This is a genomic window from Mucilaginibacter sp. PAMB04274 (assembly GCF_039634385.2).
Taxonomy (GTDB): Bacteria; Bacteroidota; Bacteroidia; order Sphingobacteriales; family Sphingobacteriaceae; genus Mucilaginibacter.
The window spans coordinates 540676-566674 of sequence record NZ_CP155081.2; the positions used below are offsets into that span (position 1 = coordinate 540676).

25 protein-coding genes are annotated in these 25999 nt (G+C 44.3%); 17 read left to right on the plus strand and 8 right to left on the minus strand.

The window, feature by feature from the left end:
* Nucleotides 1–3: 3 nt before the first annotated feature.
* The 3 genes from ABDD95_RS02185 (at nt 4) to ABDD95_RS02195 (ending at nt 1824) form a co-directional block, all read left to right on the plus strand.
* Entirely contained in the window at nt 4–696 is a 693-nt protein-coding gene (locus tag ABDD95_RS02185) for a response regulator transcription factor (RefSeq protein WP_345950270.1), read from the plus strand.
* Between the two features lie 131 nt (nt 697–827).
* Nucleotides 828–1463, plus strand: a complete 636-nt coding sequence (locus ABDD95_RS02190) for a 2'-5' RNA ligase family protein (RefSeq protein ID WP_345950271.1) — start codon at nt 828–830, stop codon at nt 1461–1463.
* Between the two features lie 64 nt (nt 1464–1527).
* Entirely contained in the window at nt 1528–1824 is a 297-nt protein-coding gene (locus ABDD95_RS02195) for a Dabb family protein (protein WP_345950272.1), read from the plus strand.
* A 57-nt stretch (nt 1825–1881) separates the two neighbouring features.
* Here the strand turns inward: ABDD95_RS02195 and xth are convergent, their stop codons facing one another.
* On the minus strand, nt 1882–2664 hold the full coding sequence (gene xth, locus ABDD95_RS02200) for an exodeoxyribonuclease III (RefSeq protein WP_345950273.1): 783 nt from the start codon (nt 2662–2664) through the stop codon (nt 1882–1884).
* A gap of 190 nt (nt 2665–2854) precedes the next feature.
* On the opposite strand from xth, the gene ABDD95_RS02205 reads away from it, so the two are divergent.
* Nucleotides 2855–3430 (plus strand): NlpC/P60 family protein, encoded by a 576-nt coding sequence (locus ABDD95_RS02205; protein ID WP_345950274.1) that lies wholly within the window; start codon nt 2855–2857, stop codon nt 3428–3430.
* Between the two features lie 111 nt (nt 3431–3541).
* The gene (locus ABDD95_RS02210) at nt 3542–4828 is read left to right on the plus strand and encodes an MFS transporter (RefSeq protein WP_345950275.1); all 1287 of its coding nucleotides are present in this window, start codon (nt 3542–3544) and stop codon (nt 4826–4828) included.
* Between the two features lie 212 nt (nt 4829–5040).
* Here the strand turns inward: ABDD95_RS02210 and ABDD95_RS02215 are convergent, their stop codons facing one another.
* Nucleotides 5041–6051 carry a dipeptide epimerase gene (locus tag ABDD95_RS02215; RefSeq protein ID WP_345950276.1) on the minus strand — a complete coding sequence of 337 codons (1011 nt, stop codon included), beginning with the start codon at nt 6049–6051 and terminating at the stop codon, nt 5041–5043.
* A 124-nt stretch (nt 6052–6175) separates the two neighbouring features.
* Between ABDD95_RS02215 and ABDD95_RS02220 the strand changes: the two genes are divergently transcribed.
* Nucleotides 6176–7165, plus strand: coding sequence for a hypothetical protein (locus ABDD95_RS02220; protein ID WP_345950277.1), 990 nt, complete (start codon nt 6176–6178; stop codon nt 7163–7165).
* A gap of 119 nt (nt 7166–7284) precedes the next feature.
* Here ABDD95_RS02220 and ABDD95_RS02225 read toward each other — a convergent pair whose 3' ends face one another.
* Nucleotides 7285–7896, minus strand: coding sequence for a rhomboid family intramembrane serine protease (locus tag ABDD95_RS02225; RefSeq protein ID WP_345950278.1), 612 nt, complete (start codon nt 7894–7896; stop codon nt 7285–7287).
* On the minus strand, nt 7897–9645 hold the full coding sequence (locus ABDD95_RS02230) for a M14 family zinc carboxypeptidase (RefSeq protein WP_345950279.1): 1749 nt from the start codon (nt 9643–9645) through the stop codon (nt 7897–7899).
* 122 nt (nt 9646–9767) lie between these two features.
* Between ABDD95_RS02230 and ABDD95_RS02235 the strand changes: the two genes are divergently transcribed.
* From ABDD95_RS02235 to ABDD95_RS02250, 4 genes are all read left to right on the plus strand, one after another.
* Nucleotides 9768–10553, plus strand: a complete 786-nt coding sequence (locus ABDD95_RS02235; RefSeq protein WP_345950280.1) for a DUF1835 domain-containing protein — start codon at nt 9768–9770, stop codon at nt 10551–10553.
* Between the two features lie 118 nt (nt 10554–10671).
* Entirely contained in the window at nt 10672–12501 is a 1830-nt protein-coding gene (locus ABDD95_RS02240) for a PDZ domain-containing protein (RefSeq protein ID WP_345950281.1), read from the plus strand.
* Nucleotides 12501–13808, plus strand: a complete 1308-nt coding sequence (locus ABDD95_RS02245) for a M20/M25/M40 family metallo-hydrolase (protein ID WP_345950282.1) — start codon at nt 12501–12503, stop codon at nt 13806–13808. The genes ABDD95_RS02240 and ABDD95_RS02245 overlap by 1 nt, the downstream gene beginning before the upstream one ends.
* Nucleotides 13809–13892: 84 nt before the next feature.
* Entirely contained in the window at nt 13893–14414 is a 522-nt protein-coding gene (locus tag ABDD95_RS02250; RefSeq protein ID WP_345950283.1) for a GNAT family N-acetyltransferase, read from the plus strand.
* Here ABDD95_RS02250 and ABDD95_RS02255 read toward each other — a convergent pair.
* From ABDD95_RS02255 to ABDD95_RS02265, 3 genes are all read right to left on the minus strand, one after another.
* Nucleotides 14389–14838, minus strand: a complete 450-nt coding sequence (locus ABDD95_RS02255; protein ID WP_345950284.1) for a hypothetical protein — start codon at nt 14836–14838, stop codon at nt 14389–14391. The genes ABDD95_RS02250 and ABDD95_RS02255 overlap by 26 nt on opposite strands.
* A 27-nt stretch (nt 14839–14865) precedes the next feature.
* Nucleotides 14866–15360 carry a GNAT family N-acetyltransferase gene (locus tag ABDD95_RS02260; protein ID WP_345950285.1) on the minus strand — a complete coding sequence of 165 codons (495 nt, stop codon included), beginning with the start codon at nt 15358–15360 and terminating at the stop codon, nt 14866–14868.
* Between the two features lie 131 nt (nt 15361–15491).
* Nucleotides 15492–16772: a replication-associated recombination protein A gene (locus ABDD95_RS02265; RefSeq protein ID WP_345950286.1), complete on the minus strand. Its 1281-nt coding sequence runs from the start codon at nt 16770–16772 to the stop codon at nt 15492–15494.
* Between the two features lie 292 nt (nt 16773–17064).
* Between ABDD95_RS02265 and ABDD95_RS02270 the strand changes: the two genes are divergently transcribed.
* Nucleotides 17065–19245 (plus strand): polysaccharide lyase family protein, encoded by a 2181-nt coding sequence (locus ABDD95_RS02270; protein WP_345950287.1) that lies wholly within the window; start codon nt 17065–17067, stop codon nt 19243–19245.
* Nucleotides 19246–19315: 70 nt separating this feature from the next.
* Here the strand turns inward: ABDD95_RS02270 and ABDD95_RS02275 are convergent, their stop codons facing one another.
* A complete protein-coding gene (locus ABDD95_RS02275; protein WP_345950288.1) occupies nt 19316–20545 on the minus strand; it encodes a glycosyltransferase family 87 protein in 1230 nt (409 codons plus the stop codon).
* A gap of 106 nt (nt 20546–20651) precedes the next feature.
* Here ABDD95_RS02275 and ABDD95_RS02280 point away from each other — a divergent pair, with 106 nt between their 5' ends.
* From ABDD95_RS02280 to ABDD95_RS02305, 6 genes are all read left to right on the plus strand, one after another.
* Nucleotides 20652–21569 carry a LysR family transcriptional regulator gene (locus tag ABDD95_RS02280; protein ID WP_345950289.1) on the plus strand — a complete coding sequence of 306 codons (918 nt, stop codon included), beginning with the start codon at nt 20652–20654 and terminating at the stop codon, nt 21567–21569.
* Nucleotides 21570–21651: 82 nt separating this feature from the next.
* A complete protein-coding gene (locus ABDD95_RS02285; protein WP_345950290.1) occupies nt 21652–22209 on the plus strand; it encodes a type 1 glutamine amidotransferase domain-containing protein in 558 nt (185 codons plus the stop codon).
* A gap of 79 nt (nt 22210–22288) precedes the next feature.
* Nucleotides 22289–23761, plus strand: a complete 1473-nt coding sequence (crtD, locus tag ABDD95_RS02290; RefSeq protein WP_345950291.1) for a 1-hydroxycarotenoid 3,4-desaturase CrtD — start codon at nt 22289–22291, stop codon at nt 23759–23761.
* A 114-nt stretch (nt 23762–23875) separates the two neighbouring features.
* Complete coding sequence (locus ABDD95_RS02295) at nt 23876–24697, plus strand: alpha/beta hydrolase (protein WP_345950292.1); 822 nt, start codon at nt 23876–23878, stop codon at nt 24695–24697.
* Nucleotides 24694–25317, plus strand: a complete 624-nt coding sequence (locus ABDD95_RS02300) for a 1-acyl-sn-glycerol-3-phosphate acyltransferase (RefSeq protein WP_345950293.1) — start codon at nt 24694–24696, stop codon at nt 25315–25317. Before ABDD95_RS02295 ends, ABDD95_RS02300 begins: the two co-directional genes overlap by 4 nt.
* Nucleotides 25318–25378: 61 nt before the next feature.
* Nucleotides 25379–25999, plus strand: coding sequence for a 1-acyl-sn-glycerol-3-phosphate acyltransferase (locus ABDD95_RS02305; protein ID WP_345950294.1), 621 nt, complete (start codon nt 25379–25381; stop codon nt 25997–25999).

The window sequence follows — 25999 nt, forward strand, 5'->3', positions numbered from 1 at the left end:
CCGATGGAGTATACTGTTCTTTTAGCCGAAGATGAGCTGGCACTGGCCCACATTGTACGGGAGAGCCTGGAAGAAAGAAATTACAAAGTGATTTTATGCCCTAATGGCGAAGCCGCGTTACAGCAGTACAAAAAATGCCGTCCTGATGTTGTAGTGCTGGATATCATGATGCCGTTGATGGACGGGTTTTCGGTCGCGCAGCAAATCAGGATTAATGATAAAAAGACACCGATCATTTTTCTAACGGCAAAATCGCATACTAAAGATGTTGTGGCTGGCTTTGAGTTGGGTGCTAACGATTATTTAAAAAAGCCGTTCAGCGTTGAAGAATTAATTGTTCGGATACAGGTGCAGTTGAGTAAGCAAGGCGTTTTAGAAGTTAAACCGGCTCTTCGTGATGAAGAGGTATTCAGGTTTGGCAATTTTGAATTTATTTCGCGCAAAAACAGCCTGATCTATGGTTTGGAAATTAGTTCGCTCACCTCGCGCGAGAGTGAAGTGTTGAAGGTGTTATGCCAAAACCAGCAACAGATAGTGAACAAAACCCAGCTGTTAAACAACCTTTGGGGAAGCGACAGCTTTTTCAATGCCCGTAGCTTAGATGTATTTATTACGAAATTACGCAAGCGTTTATCTGCCGATCCATCCGTTCAGATCATTAACGTAAGGGGCGTAGGGTATAAGTTGGTTTATTAAAGGCCCGTTCCTCGTAGTTATTGACAGGCATTATGTGGATAAGATGTTGATAAATAAATGCTAATATTTTTAGTTTTTAAAGTAATTGAATTTAATTTTGACTTAGACAAGAAATTAAAAGTCAACAGATTATGAGAACAGAGGCAGAAAGAGGGTACTTTTACTATGAATACCTGTTAATTTTATCACCATCATCAGAGATAGGCAAGACAATTACCAGGTTCAAAAAATACGTTGAAGAAGAATATGGATGCAAGCTTGCAGCACAATTGATACCGCACATGACTTTAGCCAATTTCATACAGACTTCGGAAAATGAAGAAGCTATCATCAGAGGTTTTCGTAACCAAGCCAGTGTGGTAAGTCCTATACATGTTGGCCTAAAAGGCTTCGGAAAATTTAACAGCCACACTGTTTACGTAAATGTTGCTACTCCAAAGCCAATTATGGATCTGGTAAGCAATCTTAAAGTGAAGTTTGCAGATAAGCTTAAACTGGTTGATAGCCTGAAGCCTTATTTTATTAATAAGCTGCACATCACCATTGCACGCGGCATGTCCCCACAACAATGTGAAGAAGTTTGGGCAGCGTATGAAAAGGAAGCATTTAATGCCACTTTTTATGCAACTGAAATGCTACTGTTAAGGCGACCTGTGGTTTTGTCCAATACTGGTTACTTTGAATCTGCCGGCAGATACCAAAAAGTGGCTGAATTACCTTTTGAAGGAAAAAATAGTTTAGGAACTCAGCTTCCATTGTTCTGTTAAAACGGGTTGTTTAAGATTATGGGTAAACACCTAGTCAATCGTATATTAGCCGAAAATATTAGTTATGATTGCACACCACGTTTTATTCTGGCTTAAGACCGATACTACCGACGACAAGAAGCAAGCTTTCCGTAAAGGTTTAGAAAGCCTGCAAGGAATTGAAGTTGTGAGAACTATTCACGTAGGCACACCGGCACCTATAGAGCGCGCCGTTGTAGATATCACCTACACGTTTAGTTTGGTGCTGTTGTTTGATGACTTGGCAGCCCACGATGTTTACCAGGTACACCCCATACATCAGGCCTTTTTGGACGAGTTTAGGGTATATTTTGATAAAGTAGTTATTTATGATGCCCAGTAGCATTCGTTAAAAGTAAAGCCTTCAATGCGTATTGAAGGCTTTACTTTTTTTGCCATATTATTTTTCTTTTAACTGAATCCAAACCGGCGCATGGTCGCTGGTTTTTTCCCATCCGCGTACGTGGCGGTCTACGCCCGCGGTGGTAAGGCGGCCTACCAGCTTAGGGTTCAGCAAAAAATGATCAATTCGCAAGCCTGCATTACGACCGTAAGCGTTACGGAAGTAATCCCAAAATGTGTATATCGTCTCATCCGGGTAGAGCTTGCGTAGAGCATCTGTCCAGCCTTGTGCTACCAGTTTTTGGAAAGCCGCACGTGTTTCGGGTCTAAAAAGCGCATCGTCCAGCCAGCGTTCGGGTTTGTACACATCCTGCTCGGTGGGCATTACATTATAGTCGCCTGTAAGTACTACCGGAATATCTAACGTATATAACTTAGCGGCGTGGGTAATTAAACGCTCAAACCAGCTTAATTTATAATCAAACTTTGGACCAGGGGCGGGGTTGCCATTGGGTAAGTAAAGGCAACCAATTAATACACCGTTCACCACGGCTTCCAGGTAGCGGCTATGCTCGTCGGTCTCATCGCCGGGCAGTTCGCGCCTTACTTCCTTTATCTCCGTGTCGGTGCCACGGGCTAGGATGGCCACGCCGTTCCAGCTTTTCTGCCCGTGCCAAATAGCGTTATAGCCTGCATTGCGTATGGCTTCTTCTGGAAACTTATCCTGCGGCGCTTTTAGCTCCTGCAGGCAAACCACATCTGGTGCCGACTCATCGAGCCAGCGCAGCAATACCGGTAGGCGTCCGTTAACACCGTTTACATTATAGGTGGCAATTTTCATGGTTCATATTGATAGATATGCCAAGTTAACTATAAAAACTGAGCCAATGTTTAAACAGGGCAGGGTTTGCTTTTATAAAGTACTTATGTTGCTACTTTTGCAATAACAAGAAACACTGTCATCATTTGCGTCGCCTCTGCAGTATATCAATGCGTACAAAACAATAGCATAACTTGCATGTCTGTAAGTTATGCCGTTACGATACATTATACTTGCTTTAGCTTTTCTTGTACTTTCGTGCAATCAGCCAGGCAGCCAGGTATCTACAATAGCATCGGGGCGTTTAGCAGCCGCAGATTCAGGGCAGCAGTCAACAACCTTCACCAGCAATGCTGGGCCTATCACCTCCATAAATACGGGCAAAACCACGCCGGCTCAACTCGTCGCCTTTGCGCGTACGCTTACAGGCATTACTTATAAGTATGGGTCTGTTAATCCACAGGAAGGGTTTGACTGTTCGGGTTTTATTACGTATACTTTTAACCACTTCAACATTGCAGTACCCAGAAGCTCGAAAGACTTTACCAACGTAAAAGAACCTACTGAACTTAAGCATGCAAAACCTGGCGACCTCATCCTTTTTACCGGTACCGATAGCACGCAGAAAGTTGTGGGTCATATGGGCATTATTGTAAATGCCGGCGATAGTATAAGTTTTATTCACGCTACATCGGGCAAACAATATGGTGTTACCGAAACACCGCTGAACGCTTATTACCAGGGCCGGTATTTAAAAACGATCAGGGTTTTTCCGCAAAACCACTAAAAGCCGGCAGGTCAATTTGACTCGATAGCCTGCATCCGGACACAAATTGAAAAAAGGTAAACCTGTGCCCTTATAAATGCGTTAAATTTGCAACGCATCAAAATATCAATTGTGGAAGAACGACAGGAAGCACCCGGTAAAAAAGATTCATTTGCGGCATTACGCTATAAAGACTTTCGCGCATACATTGGTATGCGTTTCTTTTTTACACTGGCCTACCAAATGCAGGCCGTTGTAATAGGCTTTTATATTTACCAAATCACGCATAGTAAACTGGCCTTAGGTTATATAGGCTTGTGTGAGGCTATACCGGCCATTAGCATTGCCTTATACGGTGGTTACATTGCCGATAAGTATGAAAAGCGTAAACTTCTGTTTCTCATATTTTCGGTAGTACTGTTTGCATCGCTCACCATTTTTGTAGTTACGCTTCAAAGCATGAGCCATTTGGTACATGCCGGCTGGGTTGTTCCTACTATTTATGTGATGATTTTTCTTAATGGGGTAGCCAGGGCTTTTTACGGGCCGGCCACTTTTACCATTTACGCGCAAAGCATTCCTAAAGAGCTTTATCCTAATGGGAGCACGTGGAGCAGTTCTGCATGGCAAATTGCTACTATTTTGGGGCCTGCTATCGGTGGGTTAATATTCGGAAGCTTTGGTATTACGCCAACCTTCATCATCATCAATGTTCTGCTGCTTATTTCGCTGGCGCTGGTATATATGCTGCGTAAATATCCACCTGTTTATATCCCTAAAGAAAATATATGGCAAAGCTTATCGGCCGGAATTAACTTTGTGTTCCGGAATAAAATGATGCTGGGCGCAATGAGCCTGGATTTATTCTCGGTATTTTTTGGCGGTGCCATTGCGCTGCTGCCCGTGTTTGCCCATGATATTCTAAAGGTAGGCTCAGAGGGCTTAGGTATTATGCGGGCTACATCTTCGCTAGGCGCGGTGTTAACCATGCTGGTCATGACTCGCTTTTCGCCCATGAACCGGCCTTGGCGCAACTTGCTTATTGCCGTAGCCGGATTTGGTTTGTCTATCCTCTGCTTCGGCTTATCTAAAAGCTTTTATATTTCGCTCATCTTCCTGTTTACAGAAGGCATGTTCGACAGTGTTAGTGTAATAATCAGAAGTACGCTAATGCAACTGTTAACACCCGACGAGATGCGCGGGCGGGTATCTGCCGTAAATTCAATGTTCATTGGCTCATCAAACGAGATTGGTGCCTTTGAATCGGGTTCTACAGCCGAATTAATGGGTACGGTGCCATCCGTTATTTTTGGCGGATGTATGACTTTGCTGGTGGTAACCGTTACCTTCTTTAAAACGAGGAATTTAATCCCTGCCAAATTGAGCGATATTAGTAGCCCAACAGAAAAAAATGTTTAAGTCTTGAATGAGACTTTTGGCTAACAATTGCAGATACAAAGAAGTCTCTGTAATTGTTAGCTATGCTTTTAAGGCGAGGTTGCATAGGGCTTAATGAACTTAACGTTCAATAAGCCTTTCATGCAGTACCAGCAGCTCCATTGTGAATTGCAGGTTAATATGGCTTTCAGAGAAAAGATATCGGCTTAATAGGCTAATCTTTTAAAATGAGTTTACATCCTCAATCCTAAGCCCGCATCTTCATTCAACAACCATTTACCTTCCTCAAATTCTGGCATAGCGAACGGATTATTACTGGTAAGCAGGGGGCCGTCCAGATCGGCCCAGTCGCACTGGGGAGCCAGGGCGGCGGCGGCCAGGGTGGCGCAACTGGTTTCGCTCATGCAACCTATCAATATCTTCATATCCAACTGGCGGGCCTTGTCAATCATTTGTTTTGCCTCGTACACTCCGGCCGATTTCATTAATTTAATGTTAATGCCATGATACACCCCATGCGCTTTATTCACATCGGGCAGGCGTTGCACTGCTTCATCGCCTAAAATAGGAATGGGGCTGCGCTCGGTAAGCCAGGCGTTGCTATCAGGATCGGTTTTAGGCATGGGTTGTTCTATGAGTTGTACACCTTGTTCATGCAGCCAGTGTACCAGGTCAAGGCTCTGTTCGCGGTCGGTCCAGCCCTGGTTAGCATCTACGTATAAAGGTACGTCGGTTATGGAACGTACAATATCAATAAGTTGCTTGTCATCACTGCTTCCTAATTTTACTTTAATGGCTTTATAGCCCGCTGCCTCTTGCACTTTTTTGGCAAAGATATCGGGTGAATCTATGCCGATGGTATAACTGGTTACCGGCATCAGGGCGGCGTTACTACCTAGTAATTGCCAGCTCGGCTTATCCAGCAACTTGCCTTCCAGATCATGCAGAGCCATATCAATAGCCGCTTTAACAGCCGGGTTGCCCGGCGCTATGCTATCCAGGTAAGGTATGATCTCGGCATAGTTGAAAGGAAACTTCAATTGGTTAACATCCACCTTTTGCAGAAACGATACCGCTGTTTCTATGCTCTCGCCCATGTACGGCACCATTGAAGCTTCGCCGTAGCCGGTATAACCTTCATGCTCCAGTTGCAGTAGCATAATGGGGGTTGAGGTGCGCGAAAACTTAGATATAGTGAAACGGTGCTTTAGTTGCAGCTCAAAAGGTTTAAATGTTAATTTCATATCAAAAATTAAAGCTAATAAATAAGTTAGAGCTTGCAGGATTTTAGTTGAATTTAACTTGCTTTAGCTAAAGAATGACATACGGTTTAACTTTTAACCGCTTACTAGCTCTATCTTTGCAGCAATGGCGGCATCAATTTATAATCCTTTTACCCGTTTTAATTTTAGCAACCGCAACTGCTTTTTAACCGGACAAACTTTAAGCACCGAAGAGGAAAAGATACAGGTTTTCCCGGCATGGCTCATGAGCCGTTACCAGCTCGAAGACAAGGTGATTAAACTGCTGGACGAAAGCTACACAGGCTATAAAGACCTGAAGATACCTTGTGCCGCCGCCATAAACGAACAGTATATCACACCCTTGGAAACTGAGGTAGAAGCTGCTTTTGCCAAAGGATACGAAGGCGTAAAGCAACTCGATCCGCTTACTATGTTCCATTGGGCAGGCAAATTGCTTTACGGTATTATTTTTAACGAGATGCAGGCCGGCATCAGGCAGCAGCATGCACAGGGCGAGGTTTTCAATTTATCACAAGCGCTTACACACAAGTTTGGCAATCTGCACCTTATGTTGCAAAGCCTTAAATTGCCCATTGTTTTTGATGGCTTTATGCCTTTTAGTTTTTTTCTATTCAAGGTAAACAATGCCGAAAATGAGTTTGCTTACCGTGATGAGATTAATACGCTGACGATTTCACTGCGTGTGCAGGATTTTGGGCTGATTATTTGTTTGCAGGATAATGGTGTTAATGGCCGGTACCATCAGCAGATATGGGAGCAACTTAAAAATGACACCTTGCACCCCATCCAGTTTGAGGAATTCAGCGCCCGTGTATTTTATTCCGCTTTTTTATTTAACCGCCTGCCCGAGTATGAAATTTTGCCTGTAGCAGATGAAATATTTATTGAAGCCGCACCACTGCGCGGTACCAGCAGCAGGCCAACCTTTGATGAATGGACTAATAAAACCTACGGACAAGTACTGGAAAGCTTTTGGAAAAAATGGGGTTTCCTGTTGCTCGAGATCATAAAGGACCCTGAGCAACCCATGAGCTTTTTGTTTACACCAGATGGGCATAAAATAGGTGCCGAGGCGGTTGACTTGCCGTTATGATTGAGAGTCAAAGTTATTGAAAGCGATCAGGACAATTGCACCTGGTCAGATTTAGTTGAGTGGCAGGTATTACACAACTTTTTGGCCGAAAATCTACTACTTTCAAATGATAGGTGATTTTACAAACCTAGTTGTTCCAAAAACACTTTAACTACCTCGTGGTAAAGTAAAATTGTTATCATGATACCGCTTAATGCCCCGTAAAAGTGTGCATCATGGTTAATGGAATCGCGTGATTGCCTCGAAGCATAAACGCAGTACACCAGGTACAGCACGCCAAAAATGATAGCGGGTATGCGAAAAGGCAACGGAAATATACCCATTTGCGCCAGCGGATTAAACATAATATAGCTAAATACCACCGCACTGATAGCACCAGAGGCACCCAGGCTATGATACCCGTAATGGTCTTTATGTTTACTAATGGTAGGTAAATCACTTAATATGAGGCTAGCCATATACAGTAAGCCAAATTGCCAGTGACCCAGCATGGTTTCGAGTTGAAAAGCAAAGAAGAAGAACGACCACATGTTAAACAGCAAGTGCATCCAATCGCGATGTATAAAGCCGCTGGTAATCACGGTCCAGACTTTTTCGCCGCGGGCTATGCTGTAAGGGTGCAGCATAAATTCGCTGTAAACCCTGTCATTATAAAAGGCCAGGAGCGATAATAAAATGTTTAAAGCAAACAAGGCCGAGGCCACCGGTGCCAGTTCTAAATAAGGCTGCATTTATTGTAAATCAAGTTTAGTATCAGTTAATAATCGCCCAATTGGGTAACGCATATAGGTGTTTTCAAAAAATGGCGAATTACGGTAAACGTAGTCCAGCTGTGCCGCTGCACTTTTGGCTAGCTGTGGGTTCTTTGCTTTTTCATCCTCCAGCTGCTTTTGCAGCTCGGGGTGTTTCTTCAGATAATCAAAAGCAATATCCTCAAACACATAGTCCGAATAATGTTCTTTCTGGCTCAGCATCGAGTCGAAAAATCCCCAGGCAAAAAATGAGTCCACACCCTGTGGTTCCAATGTTTCTATAATATAACGGTTAATAGCCTGATTGGTATACACCACGTAATCACCCTGGTAAAATTTCACACTGTTGTTATCAACTGGGTTTAGCTTGACGCTGTTATGCAAGTAGTGCCCCTCATAAGGGCGGGCGCCGGTTTTGTAATCGGCAATGTAATAAGTTTGTACCGTAAGCGTGGTATCATGGGCAAGCCGGCGCATGGCTACCTTATTCAGCTTAAACAGATCAATAATTTTACCCCAAGCCTGCGGAACAATATAGGCCACCGGCTTATTCGCCATAACGCCGGCTTTATAAGTGTTATAATACTTAATTTGCTTGGTAAAAGGCTTGCTGCGGTCGTAGTATAGCCGGTTCAAACCACTAATGTTACTGAGTTTATAGCCAGCCTGGTAGCCTTTAAAAGCAATCATGTCAAACTTTTGCTCATCTAACGTCCAGGTAAGCGCAAAGGTTTTTTGTTGCTTTACCTGCTCATTGGCTTTGCGTTTCAGTTCGCCAATCTGTTGGGCATCACGCTCGCAAATATCAACCAGGTGCTGCATAAATGCGTAGGTGGCATACACTTTTTTATCATACGGTTTCAACATGTGTGTTTCCGTTACGTAGCTGATAATGTTGTGCTGTACTGTATATCCGGTCGAAAAACGCGGCGTTTCTAAAAAAGCAACAATGCCCGAGTCGGGTGTGGTTTTTAGGCTTTCCACATAAGGCACCATTTCATAGCCGCTTTTTTCCATCCGCTTGTACAGCTCCGGCGATAACGTTTTGGAAGTATACTCGGCCAGCAGGGGGTGCTGCTTGTCTTTTTGTGTTTCAATCAGCGTCATCACATACTGATAATCTGAACCGTTGCTGGCATGGTTATCTAAAAATATGTCCGGTTGCCAGGCGTTCAGAATCTGCATAAATGCTAGCGCATTGCGGCTATCAGCCTTTATAAAATCGCGGTTCAAATCCAGGTTACGGTAGTTTCCTCTAAAACCGTAAGCACGCGGCCCGTTCTGGCTAATGCGTGATACACCGCGGTTTAAGCTGCCATCAATATTGTACACCGCAATAAAGCATATCACTACATCTTTTGGCAACTGCTTATTTTTGAGCAGGTCGCGCACCAGCATCATACTGGCGTCAATACCCTCCGGCTCGCCAGGGTGTATGCCGTTGTTAATTAAAATTACCCGCTTGTTTTGCTGCTTAATTTTAGCCGCATCAAAAACGCCGTCTTTTGATAATACCACCAGCGTTAAGGGCTTGCCCACATCGGTTGTACCGTAATTGAACAATTTTATTTGCTGCGGATATTGCTTAGCCAACTTGGGGTAATACGCCATTACCTCGGCGTAAGTGGCCGTGTAGTTTTTGTCTTTACTTAACTCGAAAGGAGTGAGCTGGGCATAGGCCTGATGCGATAGTACGCCTATACCGAGCAACAAAAGCAGCTTTTTCATACGGCGTTAAAGATAAGTTTTTGTTCAATAGTTCATTTGTAAATAGATGATACACTTTGTATAAATGAAACAACTTATCTAAAATAAACTTACCTTACCATAAGCAATGAACCAGTGAACAAATGAACCACTTACACATTATCAACGGCGATGCAACTTTAAATGGCTTCAACCAAACCGGGCTCGACGGCGATGTGCTCGTATGGCGCGAGGTTTTCTCGGAAGGGCCACTTGCAGTAACGCTGGATGCGGAGTTTTGGAGCAAGCGGGCCGAATTTGTTGCCCAAACTTTTAAAGACGCACCCGGTAATTATCAGGAAATGATTTTGCAAGAACTGGAAAAGCTGAGCGAACCTTATGACGATATTACGCTTTGGTTTGAGTTTGATTTGCACTGCCAGGTGAACCTGCTGGGCATTATGCAACTGCTGCAACAGCATGTTGATCTTTCTGTACCGCAAATATACCTGGTGTGCCCGGATGACTTTCCGGATGTGACCAACTTTAAGGGAATGGGGCAGTTAAATGGCGAACAGTTAGAGTCTCTTTATGATAATCGCCTGCATTTAACCGATTATGACTTTACATTGGCAACCGAGGCCTGGCAAAAATATATAACGGGCAATGTGCATGAACTGCAGCAATGGATTGACGAAAATCCTTTTTGGGGAAGCATGCACCTGTTAAAACCCGCCCTGCAAGCTCATGTAAAACGCCTGCAACAAAACGAAGATGGATTAGGCTACATTGAGCAAAAGCTATTACAGCTGTATAAAAACGGTATAAGCAGCCGTGCAGCCGTTTTTGAGGCCTTTAGTAACGAGTTGCCTATTTACGGCATGGGAGATGCCGAAGTGGATGCTTACCTAAACCGGCTAATCAATAAAGGCTTAATTGCCCTCGAATAATCTTCAGACCAAAATCCTTGATTGGCGTTACTGCTTTATGAATTGCCTTGGTCTAATCATAAAATCACTTACATATCTGCCTTTTTTATCCTAATTTCAGCGCAGTAATTGCGTTCACATGAAAAATCTTTACTCATCGGCGGCCGCCCTGTTATTGTCGGCCGCTGCTTTTGCCCAAAATGATATCACCTATACCGTATCTTTTCCTAATGTTGCCCATCACGAAGCTGAGATCAGCATGCGGGTACCGCAAGTGCCGGCAGGCGTAATGCGTTTTCGGATGAGCCGCTCATCGCCCGGCCGCTATGCCACGCACGAGTTTGGCAAGAACATCTATAACGTTAAAGCTTATGGCGAAAGGAACGTGCCCCTTACTGTTAAACAGGTTGAAGGCGACGTTTACGAAATAGCCCAGCATGGCACTACCGTTATTGTTAACTATACCCTGTTTGGCAATCACATGGATGGTACCTATGTAGGTATTGATGGCAATACGGCGCATTTTAATATGCCCGCAGCATTTGCCTGGGTAATGGGCATGGATAAACGCCCGGTAAAGTTTAAATTTTTAGATACCGAGAAATACGGCTGGAAAGTAGCTACCCAATTAAAGCCGGAGGCTGATGGCGTTTACTCGGCACCTAACTTGCAGTACATGATGGATAGCCCTACCTCGTTAGCGGCTTACAAAACTTACAGTTGGGATATCAGCAATCCGGGGGGAAAACGTCAAGCTATACATTTAACCTCAAACAGCAGTGATGACCAGGCCACGGTTAATGCCTTTGGCCAGATGGTAAAGAAAATTACCTTAGAGGCGCAGGCTGTTTTTGGCGAATTACCTGTGTATGATTATGGCAGTTATGTGTTTTTACATGATGTAGCCGAAAGCAATGCCGGTGATGGCATGGAGCACCGCAACTCCACCAGTATTGTGCAAACTACGCCTAAAATTGCCGGTAACGAAAATCGTTTGCTGGGCACTTTCTCGCACGAGTATTTCCATAGCTGGAATGTAGAACGTATCCGTCCAAAATCGTTAGAGCCGTTTAATTTTGAGCATGCCAATATGAGTAGTGAACTTTGGTTTGCCGAGGGCTTTACCCAGTATTATGGCGAGTTACTGCTGGTTCGTGCCGGCTTGCGTAATGCCGATGGCTATAACCGTACCATTGCCGGCCTGGTAAACACTGTACTTAACACACCTGCGGCAGCACGTTACTCACCTGCACAAATGAGCCGCTATGCGGTTTTTGCCGATGCCGGTGTATCTATTGATCAGAATAATAACGCCAACATTTTTACCAGCTATTATACTTACGGTGGTGCTACTGCACTGGCCCTTGATTTACGCTTACGCAGCGAGTTTAAGCTAACACTTGATGATTATATGCGCGCCGTGTGGCTGGCACATGGTAAGCCCGAAAAACCTTATACCATTCCTGATCTGCAAGCCGTATTAGCCTCGGTAACTAAAAATCCAACCTTTGCGGCTGATTTCTTTAATAAATATATTTACGGTTTCGAGAAGAATAATTACGGACAACTGCTGGATAAGGCAGGCCTGGTACTGCGTAAAGCACAGGCAGGAAAGGCTTGGGCCGGTGCATTACGTGCCAATCCGGTTGCTGGTGGCTTATTGGTCGAGGGCAGCACGGTTATAGGTACGCCTGTTTATAACGCTGGTATTGATGCCGGTGACCTGATCATGACTGTTGACGGTAAAGAGGTTAAAGACCAGCAAGCTTATATGGACATTATTAATGGAAAAAAGCCAGGCGACAAGGTTACTTACACTTACAAAGACCGCACAGGTAACCACGAGGTTGCCGTAACGCTGCAGGAGAATCCCATGTATGATGTGGTAACCTATGAAACAGCAGGGAAAGAACTGTCGGCCGCACAAAAAGAATTTCGTAACCAATGGTTGAGCACTAAAGTAAAATAATGATGAGAAAAAGAAATATAATAACCCTGGCCTTGTTGGCCGCTGGTTTAAGCAGCCAGGCGCAGGATGTAAATAAACTGATTGATCGGAAAGACGTAGAACGCATTATTAAAACCCTGAGCGCTGATGATATGCAGGGGCGCGGTACTTTCACTCCGGGTATTGATAAGGCTGCAACGTTTATTGAAAGCGAATTTAAAAAAGCAGGTTTACAGCCTTTAACAGGTTTAACTAGTTACCGCCAAGGCTTTACGGCTTACCGTACCAGTGCCGTGCAAAAGCAAGTTAAGCTTGATGGGCAAATGGTGCCTGAGGCTAACGTGGTGGTTATTGTAGGCGCTAATTTTGATTGGAATAACAATACGGATGTGCAAGTAGCCCGCATAACTGCCGAACAGAATTTTCAGCAAGAGTATCGTACCTATATACGTAGTGGTAAAAAAACCTTACTTATCATTGATCCTAAATTTGGAGAGACTTTCGGCTTTTTAAAAGAGCGTTTTAACAGCAATGTTAACATGCAGGCTCCTGCCGGCACCGGCACGCAGCAGGTAGTAATGGTATTGGGTACCTATGATAATGTAAAGTTGTTTGAGGTGAACTACAAAACCAAGACCGATAATCCCGGCTTGTTTAATGTAGCCGGTATGATACCCGGCAAAAGCAAGCCTAATGAGTATGTGGTTTTCTCGGGCCACTATGACCACCTGGGCATTATCAAACCCATGGAAGGTGATAGTATTGCTAACGGGGCTGATGACGATGCGTCAGGTACTACAGCCATGATAAGCCTGGCCAAGTATTACAAAAAGTTGAACAACAACGAACGTACCCTGATCTTTGTGGCTTTTACAGCCGAAGAAATTGGTGGCTTTGGTTCGCAATATTTTTCTAAACAGCTTGACCCGGAAAAAACGGTAGCTATGTTTAATATCGAGATGATTGGCAAGACTTCAAAATTTGGTCAGAATACGGCATTCATTACCGGTTACGAGCGGTCGGATTTTGGCGAGATACTACAGCGCAACCTGCAAGGCACTGCTTTCACTTTTCATCCTGATCCGTATCCGCAGCAAAACCTGTTTTACCGCAGCGATAATGCCACGCTGGCCCGCCTCGGTGTACCGGCACATACCATATCAACCGACCAAATTGATACAGACAAGTTATACCATAGTGTTGATGACGAGTTCAGTTCGTTAGATGCAGCCAACATCACCGCTACCATTCGCGCCATTGCGCTAAGTTCGCGCAGTATTGTTGCCGGTAAGGATACGCCTAAGCGTATTGCCAAGCTAGAAAGGTAATCTCTTACTGTATAGAGCATCAAGCCACTCATTTACGAGTGGCTTTTTTTATTACGTTTGCATTTACTTAACCTTTACACCTTTATGGCTGTTGTGCTGGAGACCGAAAGGCTCATACTGCGGAGATTTACCATGGCCGATGCGCCGTTTATAGTCGAATTGCTAAACAGCCCCGGCTGGCTGCAATACATTGGCGACCGCGACATCAAAACCGTTGCACAGGCACAAAGTTATCTGTTAAACGGGCCGCTTTTAAGTTATGCGGCTCACGGCTATGGCTTATATATAGTCGAGTCAAAAAACGGCCATCAGCCTATGGGCATGTGTGGCTTGCTCAAACGGGAGTATCTTGATCATCTGGATATTGGCTATGCCCTGCTGCCGCAATATGAAGGTTACGGCTATGCGCAGGAAATAGTAGCGGCCACTATGCAGCATGCATTTACCGAACTTAAAGTTGAAGCTTTAGCAGCAATTACAATGGTCGAAAATACAAAGTCGATCAGGCTGCTTTGTAAATTAGGCTTTGTTCAAAACGGCACTATTAATGCCGGTGGCGATAAAGAATTATTGTTATTTATCAGAAGTGCTCAAACAGATAAATGATATTGTTGACCCCGCTAGCTATAGGTACGGCAACAGTATATTTTAAACGTTTTTCGCTAAGCTCAAGCACGGTATAAGTAACGCCTGCAATGGTTATCTTCCGATTAGTCTTATCAAAAACAAAGTTGCTTTTGCTATTTTCGGACGGATTGCAAACGGTGTTTTTAAAATCAATAAACAGTTCGTTACTTTTTGAAAACGCATATACATCATCCTTCTGGCAGTCTTGTACGGCATAGTATACGTTGTTTCCTGTTTTAGGATTGGTTGACATGTTGCTATCGTTAAGCGTCAGCATCCATGCATCGTTAGTTAATGCATCCATGCTGAATTCTTCTATGGTCTTTTTTTCCTCTTTTTTGCAGGACGCCAGGGTTAAAGATACAAGCGAAATAATAATGATAAATATTTTAGGTTTCATCATACTAAGCTAAATATTGATTTCTTTAAATCAAAGATTTCTGCGCATTACATAATCGTTCATCCAGTATGGACCGATAGGAACATCCTCTTCATATGCTACGTTAAAGCCCATTTTTTCGTAAAAGGATTTTGCGTTATTATTGCGGTTCACGTTTAGTTCCAGCACTTGCTTGCCTGCTTGTTTTACCTCATTAGTAACGGCTTCCATAAGTATTTTGCCATAACCTTTGCCTTGGGTTTTGGGCAGGCAGTACAGCTTGTGTAACTTATAAATTTGGGCATCATCCTCGCGCGGCGAGTAAGCCGCAAAAGCTACCGGTTCTTCATCCTCTTCCAATATCAAATATTGTTGTATGCCGCTTTCTATTTGTTCGGCAATTTTGTCTGATATATAAATAGCCTCCAGCATATGAGTAATTTGCTCAGTAGAAAGAATATCACGGTAGGTTGGCCACCAGGTTTGGTGTGCAATTTTTACAATACAATCGGCATCGGCCATTGTGGCGGGGCGTATCACGGGCATAGTACTAAGTTAAAATTAATAGTAAGCAATTAGTACACCAAGTTTACGGCTTACAAAAGTCTTTAGCCTACACAAATACAAATTAACATGGCCTATATGAAAACGCAGGGCCAAAGCAATTATAAGCGTAATTAGTACTTATACCGGTTACCCCACAGCTTGCGTAGCTTTTCGCGAGCTTCGTTCTCGCGGGCATTGTTGCCCGGGTCGTAAATTTTGGTGCCTTTAATAGTTTCGGGCAAAAAGTCTAGGTCAGTAAAATTACCCTCATAACTGTGCGCATATTTATAATCCTTACCGTAGCCAATGTTTTTCATAAGCTTAGTAGGTGCGTTGCGCAGGTGTAGGGGCACAGGTAAATCGCCGGTTTGTTTTACCAGCGCCATGGCGGCATCAATAGCCATATAGCTGGCGTTGCTTTTGGCCGATGTAGCCAAAAAGACGGCAGTTTGTGAAAGAATGATCCGTGCTTCGGGCATACCTATCACCCTAACAGCATCAAAACAGCTTTGGGCCAGCAACAGCGCATTAGGGTTAGCGTTGCCAATATCTTCCGATGCTAAAATAAGCATGCGACGTGCAATAAACGATGGGTCTTCGCCGCCTACCAGCATGCGGGCCAGCCAGTATACGGCGCCATTAGGGTCACTTCCCCGCATGGATTTAATGAAGGCCGAAATAATGTCGTAATGCTGCTCACCAGCTTTGTCGTACAAGGCCATATTTTGCTGCACGTTTTCCAGCACGGCGTTGTTAGTTACTATAATCTCCGGCGCATCCATGGCGTTAATAAGCAGCTCAAAAATATTGAGCAGCTTGCGTGCATCGCCGCCCGAAAGGCGCAGTAAGGCTTCGTGTTCCTGTATGGTGATGTTTTTAGTACGCAGAACCTCGTCTTCATGCATCGCTTTTTGCAGCAGATTCACCAAATCATCTTCGTGCAAATGCTGCAATATGTAAACCTGGCAACGCGATAATAAAGCTGATATAACTTCGAACGAAGGGTTTTCGGTTGTAGCGCCAATCAGCGTAACAATACCCCGCTCTACTGCACCCAGCAGCGAATCTTGCTGTGATTTGGAAAAGCGGTGTATCTCATCAATAAAAAGCACGGGTAAAGTTTGGCCGCCCTGCTTAAGCAGGGCGGCTTTCTCAATCACTTCCCGTACATCTTTAACACCCGAATTGATAGCGCTTAACGAAAAGAAAGGGCGCGATAAGCCTTGCGAAATAATATATGCAAGCGTAGTTTTACCCACACCAGGAGGTCCCCAAAATATCATGGACGGTAAATTGCCCGACTCAATAGCCTTACGCAGTACTGCTCCCGGGCCCACCAAATGCTTTTGTCCCACATAGTCGTCCAACGATTTTGGACGCATACGCTCAGCTAACGGGGGGAGGTTATTCATAAAAGTAAAGTTCGGGATTGTTGGAGTGAAATCCTAATAACATTAGTATGGTTGTTTAAGTTAGGTTGTTGGCGCAACTGTTTAGCTAATTAATTGCTTATAAAAAACATAGAGATAAACTTCATGAGCAACAGCGCTGGTACTGCATAAAAGGTGTCCATTCAATCTATGTAACAATACCATAGCACAATCATAGTACAGGATAGCTAATCAAAGCAGGATATTTACATTGGTTTCTTTATAAACCAATAATAGCCTCTTGGCTAAATTATAAACCTGTTATACGCCATTTATGCAAAATAAGTACACACCGATATTGCTGGTCGCACTTGCGGTATTTTCATCATTTGTAATGATGAAGCCCAAACCTGTAGCGAAAGCAAAAGCCCGCACCGTTGCCCCGGCTGATCCACCTGTTACCGTTACCGATAATGGATCAACCTACACCTTAAGCAACGGCTACCTAACCGTGGTAGTGAACAAGCGAACCGGCGATCTTACTTCCCTGAAAACGCCCAAAACTTTAACACCCAATATTGAATTGATGGGTTACGTTTCGGGGCATCATGCCGGGTACTGGGAGCAAAGCCCGGCCCTGGCCGCTCGCGAAGTAGCCAGTATTAGCATAAACCCAGCCGATGTTGGTGGCGCTCGTGGCGAAGTTTCGGTAAAAGGATATTCGGACGGCAAATCGATTTTAGGGGCTAACCCTACGGCTGCAGGACAAGGCGGCGGTTTAATTGCCGATCTGGAAATACGTTATACCTTGGAACGCGGTGCACATGGCGTATATACTTATGCTATTTTTACACATCAGGATACTTACCCGGCAGGCTCGGTGGGCGAATCGAGGTTTGGCTTTAAACTGGCGGCCAATGTGTTCGACTGGATGTCTATAGATGAAAAGCGTAACGCCTTAATGCCAACAGGTAAAGACTGGGACGAAGGCGACGATCTGAACATGAAAGAGGCACGCCGCCTTACTACCGGTATTTATAAAGGCCGTGCCGAGCATAAGTACGATTATTCGGCCAAGCAGTATGAAATTCCGGCTTTCGGCTGGTCGTCTACCAAGCAAAAGGTAGGCCTATATATTATCAATCCATCATTTGAGTATCTAAGCAGCGGGCCAAATCATTTTGAGCTCACCGGTCATTTGGATGATGGCGACGGCGGAGACCCAACGCTGCTTAATTACTGGAGAGGTACGCATTATGGCGGCAGTCAGCTCAATTTTGCAGCTAATGAGCCTTGGACTAAGGTAGTTGGCCCCATGTATATTTATGTACCTACAGGTAAGGATCCTAAGGCGCTTTTTGCTGATGCAAAGAATACGGCAAAAGCGCAGCAGGCAGCGTGGCCCTATGCCTGGGTAAAAGGAGTGGACTATACCCCTGCTGCTCAACGGGCTACCGTTAAAGGGCGCATTGAGCTAACTGACTCGCAGGCGCCTACAGTAAAACTGGCTAATTTGTTAGTAGGATTGGCGTTCCCGGATGAGCCCGAACTACCCCGTGTGCCTCGCCCCGTGAGGACCGAAGCTGCGCCTGTGGCGGCTGTTGTTGAACCAACGCCTGCACCAGCTACGCCTGCCGACACGGCTGGCAGGTTATTGCCTAATGGCAAGCGCGCTAACCGAGGTACTTATTTGCCGCCTCGTTCGGCTAACGGCCGCCCGCCGGGCTTCAATTTTCAGCCGCAGCCGGTAAACTGGCAAACCGATGCCAAGCATTACGAATTTTGGGCCAAGGGCGCCAGTGATGGAACCTTTACTATCCCGAATGTAAGGCCCGGTACTTACCAGTTGCATGCCGTTGCCGACGGTGTTTTGGGCGCTTATGATGCTACTGCTACCATTATTGTTAAACCCGGGCAAAAGCTTGATTTGGGTACTATACAATGGAAGCCGGCTCATTTTGGTAAGCAAGTATGGCAAATAGGTACGCCCAACCGCTCGGCCAGGGAGTTTTACAAAGGTGACGACCACTGGCACTGGGGTATGTATATTGAATATGCTAAGTTTTTTCCGAACGATGTGAACTTTACTATAGGCAAATCTGACCCCGCCAAAGACTGGTACATTTACCATGTGCCGCACGACACTGATTTCAAACCTGACGGTAAAGACCAGGGCCGTGCCACACCATGGACCATCAATTTTACCATGGCTAAAGATGTGCCTGTTTCGGGTAAGGCCACATTGCGTTTTGGTATTGCCGGTTCGGGCGCTCGCTCATTAGGCATTACGGTGAATGGCAACGATGTTGGTCCTTTTACAGACATAGGTGGCGGTGGCGCCAGTATGATTCGGGATGGTGTGGAAGGTACATGGGTAGAGCGTGATTTTAAATTTAATGCCGCTTTGCTGAAAGCTGGTCAAAACACTATATTGTTAACTGTGCCTGCAGGTGGTGTAGCCAACGGCATTTGCTATGATGTAATACGTCTGGAGGTTGACCCGAATGCAAAATAACCAATAAATTTAACGAACAGCTGCAAGCTTGTATAAGTGTAATGCAAGTTCAGGCTTGTACCTGTTAAGGTTACTCTCCAGCTGTTTTTGCTTGTTTTGTAGTACCGAAGTTTAAAGCAATGATAATACCGGTAACAAATAGCATCACCAGCGTAATAAAGCTGTAATGTTTCAGGTAGTTGGTCATGGTTTGTCCTATTACATCTTTAGTAATTAAATTTGTAAGTAGGCAAAGTATGCAGGAAAAAACCAGCAACGTTGTTCTTTTCTCCTTAAGAAGTGCAAAGAACACATAAGTGAACACAAAGCTGGTACACACATGATGATGTGCCCAGACACGCCCTGGCAGTAGCAACGGAACCATAAAAATAAGGCAAAAGTCGGCAGCCGAAAAGCCTTCAGATTTTTTGATATAACGGTCGTATGCAAACTTGAGCGTAATGGCTAATATACTCACCACCTGGAAAGCAAGGATTGCCAGTTTTAAAGTACGTGCTGTTAAGTGTAAAACAGGCGCTATGCCCACTTCTGCATTGCCGGTGTTTATTTTATTAAGCAGGGCTGGCACCCCCAAGCTTATGATGTTTTCATCTATTTTGCCCTTACCAAAAGGTGCAACAAAGGCCTCGTAATAATCCTTCCAATCATTAATGCCGGTAGGGAAGCCTCGTAAAATAGCAGGTACAATAATAAAGGGCAGTGCAGTCAGGATAATTTTAGGCCAGTCTTTAGGCCCGCGTTTAATGGCCGCAAAAATGAGAAACAATACCGGTGTGATCTTAAAGAAAGTGCCCGCCATAAAAAATAAATAGCTGAGGCCAAATTGCTTACGCTGGTAATACCAAATGCCCAGCAAGGTTAGGCAAAGCACCGGCATGTTGGCATTCATCCATATAAAGTTATGCCAGTAAAATCCAATAGAAAACAGTAATGCCAACCCTAAGGGCCAGTTCATATTTTGGTTAGGGTATAACTGCTTAAATATTTTGTGTACCAGTATAAATGAGGCCAGCCATAAACCGTAGTTAATTACATAAGTAAACAGGAAGGCGGATATATGAAAAGGAAAAAAAGAAAACAAGCTAAAAAATAGCGCTGCGAAGGGTGGATACGTAAAACCACCATCAACAAGGCCGGGGGTATAAATCTTCTGTCCGCTTAAAAAATGCCCGCCGGTTTGCCAGTAAATAAAGTAATCGCCATTTACGTCGGCTTTCATACCCCGGTTGTATGATATAAAAGCAAAAGCTACCGATACAGCTATAAGTATAAAAATGAGGTAGTTTTTGTTGAATCGCATGCGAACCTGCCTGGTTAAATTAAATGTGAGGCTAAGTTAACTTATTTGCCGTTAATGCGATTATTTGAACTTATTATTGAGCTGTATGCTGTAAAATAGCCTACTTTTGAACCTACATCATTATCCCGACATGATATCCTTTGGTCACCGCGTTTTTATAGAAGTTGCTGCCAATTTAAGTTTCTCAAAAGCAGCTCAAGTGCTATTTATTACCCAGCCTGCAATAAGCAAGCACATTAAAGCGCTTGAAGATCAATATAAGCTGCCCTTGTTTGAACGTAAGGGTAACAGCATCACGCTCACCGAAGCCGGAACCAAATTGAATGAATACTTATTGCAGGCTACCGAGATTGAACGTAAGGTGGAATATGATCTGTCGGTGCTCAGCAACCAGTCGCAGGCGGCAGGGCATTTGCGTTTAGGGGCCAGTACTACTATTGCGTTGTATATCTTGCCATCTATCTTGTCGGGTTTTCAGCGGCGTTATGCCAATGTTGGCGTACAGCTGGTTAATCGTAACTCCGAGTATATTTTAAACGCCCTGCTTAACCATGAAGTGGATGTGGGTATTATTGAGGTAGACAACAAACTTACCAACGTTACCTACCAGCCCTTTATGAGCGACGAGGTAATACCGGTTTGTTCGGCCAAAAGTTCGCTGGCTGGTAAATCCTTAACGCTAAAACAGTTTGTAAAAACGCCCCTGGCTTTGCGTGAGCGTGGCTCTGGTACTTTAAATGCCTTATTGAAAGCGCTGGCAGCACATCACATTAAACCGGCCGAGCTAGCGGTGAAGATAAGATTAGGCGGTACGGAAGCTTTGAAGAATTTCTTACTGGCCGATCAGTGCCTGGGCTTTATGCCACGGCCCTCTATTGTACGGCAACTGGCCGAAGGCGATTTGGTTGAGGTGCCTGTGGAGGGTTTGGAGATTACCCGGAACTTTTACTTCATCAGGCGTAAAGGAACCGAAGATAACGGACTTACCAGTAATTTTATCAATTATGCACTGGAAAACCAGTAAATCCAATTATTGAAAACTTAAAATTTGGCTTATTGTAGTACTTATGCAGCTTATGTAAGTTGCATGAAAATGAAACAACGTTATGCCGAGTTTAGATAACCGTAAAGTAGCAATCCTTACCGAAGAAGGGTTTGAGCAGGTAGAGCTAACCAGCCCCAAAGAAGCTTTGGAGGCAGCTGGCGCCACTGTGCATATTATATCGCCACAAGGCGGAAAAATTAAAGCCTGGGACCATGACCATTGGGGCATTGAAGTGGATGTGGACAGAATGCTCAGTGATGTGAGCCCGGATGATTATGATGCCCTGGTATTGCCGGGTGGGGTTTTAAACCCGGATAAGCTGCGCCAAAATAAAGATGCAGTGGCTTTCGTATCGGCGTTTTTAGATGAAGGTAAACCATTGGCTGCTATATGCCATGGTCCGCAAATGCTTATTGAGACGGGCATGATCAGCGGGCGCAAACTCACTTCTTACCCATCCTTGCAAACCGACCTAAAGAATGCCGGGGCCGAATGGGTTGACGAAGAAGTAGTGACCGACAAGGGTCTGGTAACCAGCCGTACCCCGGCCGACCTTGATGCGTTTAACCGCAAAACTATTGAAGAGATTGCCGAAGGTGTGCATGATGCATCTGAATAAATAACTAATCATAATAGAGAATAAAAAGGCAGAACAATAACGGTTCTGCTTTTTTATTGCTTGTAGTTTATATTTGCCCATGCCCCAAAAAAAAGCGCTTATTATTGGTGCCGGTATAGCCGGTATAGCCACCGCCATTAGGTTAGCTGTAAAGGGTTATACTATTGAAGTATACGAGGCCAACGGCTACGCAGGCGGAAAGCTGTCTGAGTTTGAGCAGGAGGGGTATCGCTTCGACGCCGGTCCAAGTTTATTCACTATGCCGCAGTACGTGGATGAATTGTTTACACTGGCAGGCAAAGACCCCAGGCAGTATTTTAATTACCGAAAGCTGGATATTGTTTGCCGTTATTTTTATCCCGACGGCATCAGCATTGACGCTTATGCAGATGCCGAAAAAATGGCCGCGGAGGTTAACCATAAAACGGGTGAGCCGGCACAGGCCCTGCAAAAGTATGCGCATAACAGCAGCCAAATTTATGCTATCACCAATCATGTTTTTTTAGAGCAGTCATTACACCGGCTTAAAACATACCTTAACCGGCGTACGGTACAATCTATACTACGTTTGTTTCAGATAGATGCTTTTAGGAGCATGCACAGGGCAAACGCAGGCTTTTTTAGAGACAAGCGCATGGTGCAGTTTTTTGATCGTTATGCCACTTATAATGGTTCAAACCCTTATCGTGCGCCTGCCACACTTAATGTAATACCTCATTTAGAGCAGCACTATGGTGCTTACTTTCCTGATGGGGGCATGTACAATATAACACGTAGCCTGGTTAAACTGGCAGAAGATTTAGGAGTAGTTTTCAATTACCATGCACCAGTTGATGAAATTGTATTGAACGGTAGCCGCGCCAAAGGTTTAAAGGTCAAAGGTGATCTGGTAAAGGGAGATTTGGTGGTATCTAACATGGATGTATGGTTTACCTATCGCAAGCTCTTGGCCAGTTACCCGCAGCTTTTTCCGGAGAGAATACTGAATCAGGAACGAAGCAGCTCAGCACTCATTTTCTATTGGGGTATACAAAAACAATTTCCTCAATTGGATCTCCATAATATTTTCTTTAGCGATAATTACGAGGCAGAATTTAATGCCATTTGGAAGCAGCAAAGCATTTATAATAATCCCACCGTTTATCTTAACATCAGTAATAAATATGAACCGGCTGACGCCCCCACAGGCTGCGAAAACTGGTTTGTGATGATTAATGTACCGGCCAACACCGGGCAGGATTGGGATAGCCTGATTAGCGATGCCCGGAAAAACATTATCCTTAAGTTATCTGCACAGTTAGGAGAGGACATAACCCCCTGTATTGTAAACGAAAGTATACTCGACCCGCGCAGCATAGAAAGCAGGACGTCTTCTTACCAGGGTTCTTTATACGGTACCAGCTCCAACAGCCAGTTTGCTGCTTTTTTGCGGCATGCCAACCGCTCGTCCAAAATAAATAATCTGTATTTCTGCGGTGGCAGTGTTCACCCCGGCGGCGGCATTCCACTGGCGCTGCTATCGGCCAAAATTGTAAGTGAGTGGGTGGAGTAAGTTAGAGGGTATGAGAAGTGGGTGAAACTGAACACACCTGTCTATAGTTTCAATCTGTACTTTTGGACTTACAAACTTCCAGACTCACAAAAATTCCCTAACATTGCCTTAACAATGGCTTTTCTACATCTACCACAGTTAGGGCAAATTCATTATCACGAATACGGTACGGGCAGTAAACCCATGCTTGCTTTTCATGGCTACGGCATGACGGGGCGACAATTTGAAGTACTGCAAAAATCTATCTTAACCCAATACCGGGTATACAGTTTCGATCACTTTTTTCATGGGCAAACCCAGCTTAACAATTGGGCCGAGCAGCAAATACTCAACGGCATGCCCAAATCGCTAGTGCGTGCCTATCTCGAAGAGTGGTTTAAGCAACATGGTGGCCAGCAGCGCATAAGTTTAATGGGGTACTCCATAGGCGCTAATTTGGCGCTGGTACTATTGGAGGATTTTGCCGAATGGGTTGACGAGATTATACTCATGGCGCCCGATGGCTTATCGGTTTATAAGGGCTTTAATTTTTTAATGCACAACCCCGCAGGTAAGTTGTTGTTTAAAACGGTAACCAAAAGTAAGTGGCTGGCACCAGGTGTGCTTAACGGATTAAAAAAGGTAAAATTTATTGACGAAAGCTTGCATAAGATAGCTTACAGCGAAATGGATACGCCGCAAAAGCGGTTGGATGTATACTATACCTTAAATCTTATCAAACAGTTACAGCCCGACGTGGTTAAGATAACCAACCGGATTAACGAGCATGGTATCAAGTGCCATCTGGTTTTTGGGCAGCATGATATGTTGTTTCCTAAAAGCTCCGCCCAGGCATTTATTAACCGGCTCAAGCATCCACAGGTGCATGAAGTACCGATGGGGCACTGGCTGGTTACCACCCAGTTAGATGAATATTTGGTAAATTGTAAAATATGATACCCGCCCGCCGTAATAAATTATTCAGCAACTGGTTTGCCAAGTACATGCGCTACCGTATGCATAAGGCATTTAACCGCATTGTAGTGATGCCGTTTGAGCCAAAGCCCGGCCATTCCGTTTTGCTGTTATGTAATCACTTTAGCTGGTGGGATGGTTTTTTTGGTAATTACCTTGCTTACTGGCACCTAAAACGTAAGCTGTACATCATGATGCAGCATGACCATTTGCAGCAGCGCATGTTGTTTAACCTGTTCGGCGGCTTTTCTATTGAAAAAGGTACGCGCGAAATGCTCAAATCACTGCATTACGCGGCCGACTTGCTAAACGATCCCGAAAACCTGGTGGTGGTTTTCCCACAGGGCGAGTTGGTGTCAAACCATGCAACAGGTATTGTTATTGAGAAAGGTATTGAACGTCTTATAAAACACATTAAAGGCCCTTGCCAAATTGTATATTCATGCGTGTTGATAGACTACTTTGAAAGCCTGAAACCTTCTGCATTCATCCACTTGTTTGATTGCGGTGTGGCTGGAGATGTTCCGTTTGATCAGTTGGCCGAAAATATCAACGGCTTTCATAAACAGGCGTTACAAAATCAAATAAATGTAGAGCATTAGACCGCTGTAGGTAATTAACACGTTGTAATCACAACAACAGAATTGCTATCTTGCCAATGCCATGATTTACCCCAAAAACAATAGTTTCATACGTGCCTTCTTTCATCGGTATATCGGGTATATTCTGCACAGTAATTTTCAGGACTTTAATTTTAACAGTATCCAGATCGATCGGGATAAATCGGTACTGCTGCTGGCTAATCATTTTGGTTGGTGGGATGGGTTTTTATTATACTGGCTCAATCATAAACTGCTCCGGAAAAAATTTCACATTATGATACTGGAAGACACCGTACGCAAGGTGTTCTTTCTAAAATATATGGGTGCATTCTCAGTGGTTAAAAACTCACGATCTATGATCGAGTCGCTAAATTACGCCGCTCAATTGCTGGAGGATCCGCAAAACCTGGTACTGGTTTTTCCGCAAGCCAGATTATATTCCAATTTTGTAAATGATGTGCATTTTGAACGCGGCTTGCTCAAGATTATGAAACAGGCGGCAGGTAAATTTCAGTATGTATTTGCCGCAACCTTTATTGAGTACTTCCAACATAAAAAACCTACCATAAACGTTTATGTACAAAAAAGCGTTAATGAAACTGATAGTATAGAAGAGTTGAAAACTTTATATCAGCAACATTACGAATCGGCCAAACTGCTGCAAACCCAAATTGTTCTATAA

Excerpts from the sequence above, each read along its gene's own strand:
- ABDD95_RS02190 (WP_345950271.1), top strand. The coding sequence starts at position 828 with ATGAGAACAGAGGCAGAAAGAGGGTACTTTTACTATGAATACCTGTTA.
- xth (WP_345950273.1), bottom strand. The coding sequence starts at position 2,664 with ATGAAAATTGCCACCTATAATGTAAACGGTGTTAACGGACGCCTACCG.
- ABDD95_RS02205 (WP_345950274.1), top strand. The coding sequence starts at position 2,855 with ATGCCGTTACGATACATTATACTTGCTTTAGCTTTTCTTGTACTTTCG.
- ABDD95_RS02195 (WP_345950272.1), top strand. The coding sequence starts at position 1,528 with ATGATTGCACACCACGTTTTATTCTGGCTTAAGACCGATACTACCGAC.
- ABDD95_RS02250 (WP_345950283.1), top strand. The coding sequence starts at position 13,893 with ATGGCTGTTGTGCTGGAGACCGAAAGGCTCATACTGCGGAGATTTACC.
- ABDD95_RS02265 (WP_345950286.1), bottom strand. The coding sequence starts at position 16,772 with ATGAATAACCTCCCCCCGTTAGCTGAGCGTATGCGTCCAAAATCGTTG.
- ABDD95_RS02255 (WP_345950284.1), bottom strand. The coding sequence starts at position 14,838 with ATGATGAAACCTAAAATATTTATCATTATTATTTCGCTTGTATCTTTA.
- ABDD95_RS02215 (WP_345950276.1), bottom strand. The coding sequence starts at position 6,051 with ATGAAATTAACATTTAAACCTTTTGAGCTGCAACTAAAGCACCGTTTC.
- ABDD95_RS02225 (WP_345950278.1), bottom strand. The coding sequence starts at position 7,896 with ATGCAGCCTTATTTAGAACTGGCACCGGTGGCCTCGGCCTTGTTTGCT.
- ABDD95_RS02230 (WP_345950279.1), bottom strand. The coding sequence starts at position 9,645 with ATGAAAAAGCTGCTTTTGTTGCTCGGTATAGGCGTACTATCGCATCAG.
- ABDD95_RS02275 (WP_345950288.1), bottom strand. The coding sequence starts at position 20,545 with ATGCGATTCAACAAAAACTACCTCATTTTTATACTTATAGCTGTATCG.
- ABDD95_RS02235 (WP_345950280.1), top strand. The coding sequence starts at position 9,768 with ATGAACCACTTACACATTATCAACGGCGATGCAACTTTAAATGGCTTC.
- ABDD95_RS02245 (WP_345950282.1), top strand. The coding sequence starts at position 12,501 with ATGATGAGAAAAAGAAATATAATAACCCTGGCCTTGTTGGCCGCTGGT.
- ABDD95_RS02285 (WP_345950290.1), top strand. The coding sequence starts at position 21,652 with ATGCCGAGTTTAGATAACCGTAAAGTAGCAATCCTTACCGAAGAAGGG.
- ABDD95_RS02220 (WP_345950277.1), top strand. The coding sequence starts at position 6,176 with ATGGCGGCATCAATTTATAATCCTTTTACCCGTTTTAATTTTAGCAAC.
- ABDD95_RS02185 (WP_345950270.1), top strand. The coding sequence starts at position 4 with ATGGAGTATACTGTTCTTTTAGCCGAAGATGAGCTGGCACTGGCCCAC.
- ABDD95_RS02260 (WP_345950285.1), bottom strand. The coding sequence starts at position 15,360 with ATGCCCGTGATACGCCCCGCCACAATGGCCGATGCCGATTGTATTGTA.
- ABDD95_RS02295 (WP_345950292.1), top strand. The coding sequence starts at position 23,876 with ATGGCTTTTCTACATCTACCACAGTTAGGGCAAATTCATTATCACGAA.
- ABDD95_RS02300 (WP_345950293.1), top strand. The coding sequence starts at position 24,694 with ATGATACCCGCCCGCCGTAATAAATTATTCAGCAACTGGTTTGCCAAG.
- crtD (WP_345950291.1), top strand. The coding sequence starts at position 22,289 with ATGCCCCAAAAAAAAGCGCTTATTATTGGTGCCGGTATAGCCGGTATA.
- ABDD95_RS02240 (WP_345950281.1), top strand. The coding sequence starts at position 10,672 with ATGAAAAATCTTTACTCATCGGCGGCCGCCCTGTTATTGTCGGCCGCT.
- ABDD95_RS02270 (WP_345950287.1), top strand. The coding sequence starts at position 17,065 with ATGCAAAATAAGTACACACCGATATTGCTGGTCGCACTTGCGGTATTT.
- ABDD95_RS02305 (WP_345950294.1), top strand. The coding sequence starts at position 25,379 with ATGATTTACCCCAAAAACAATAGTTTCATACGTGCCTTCTTTCATCGG.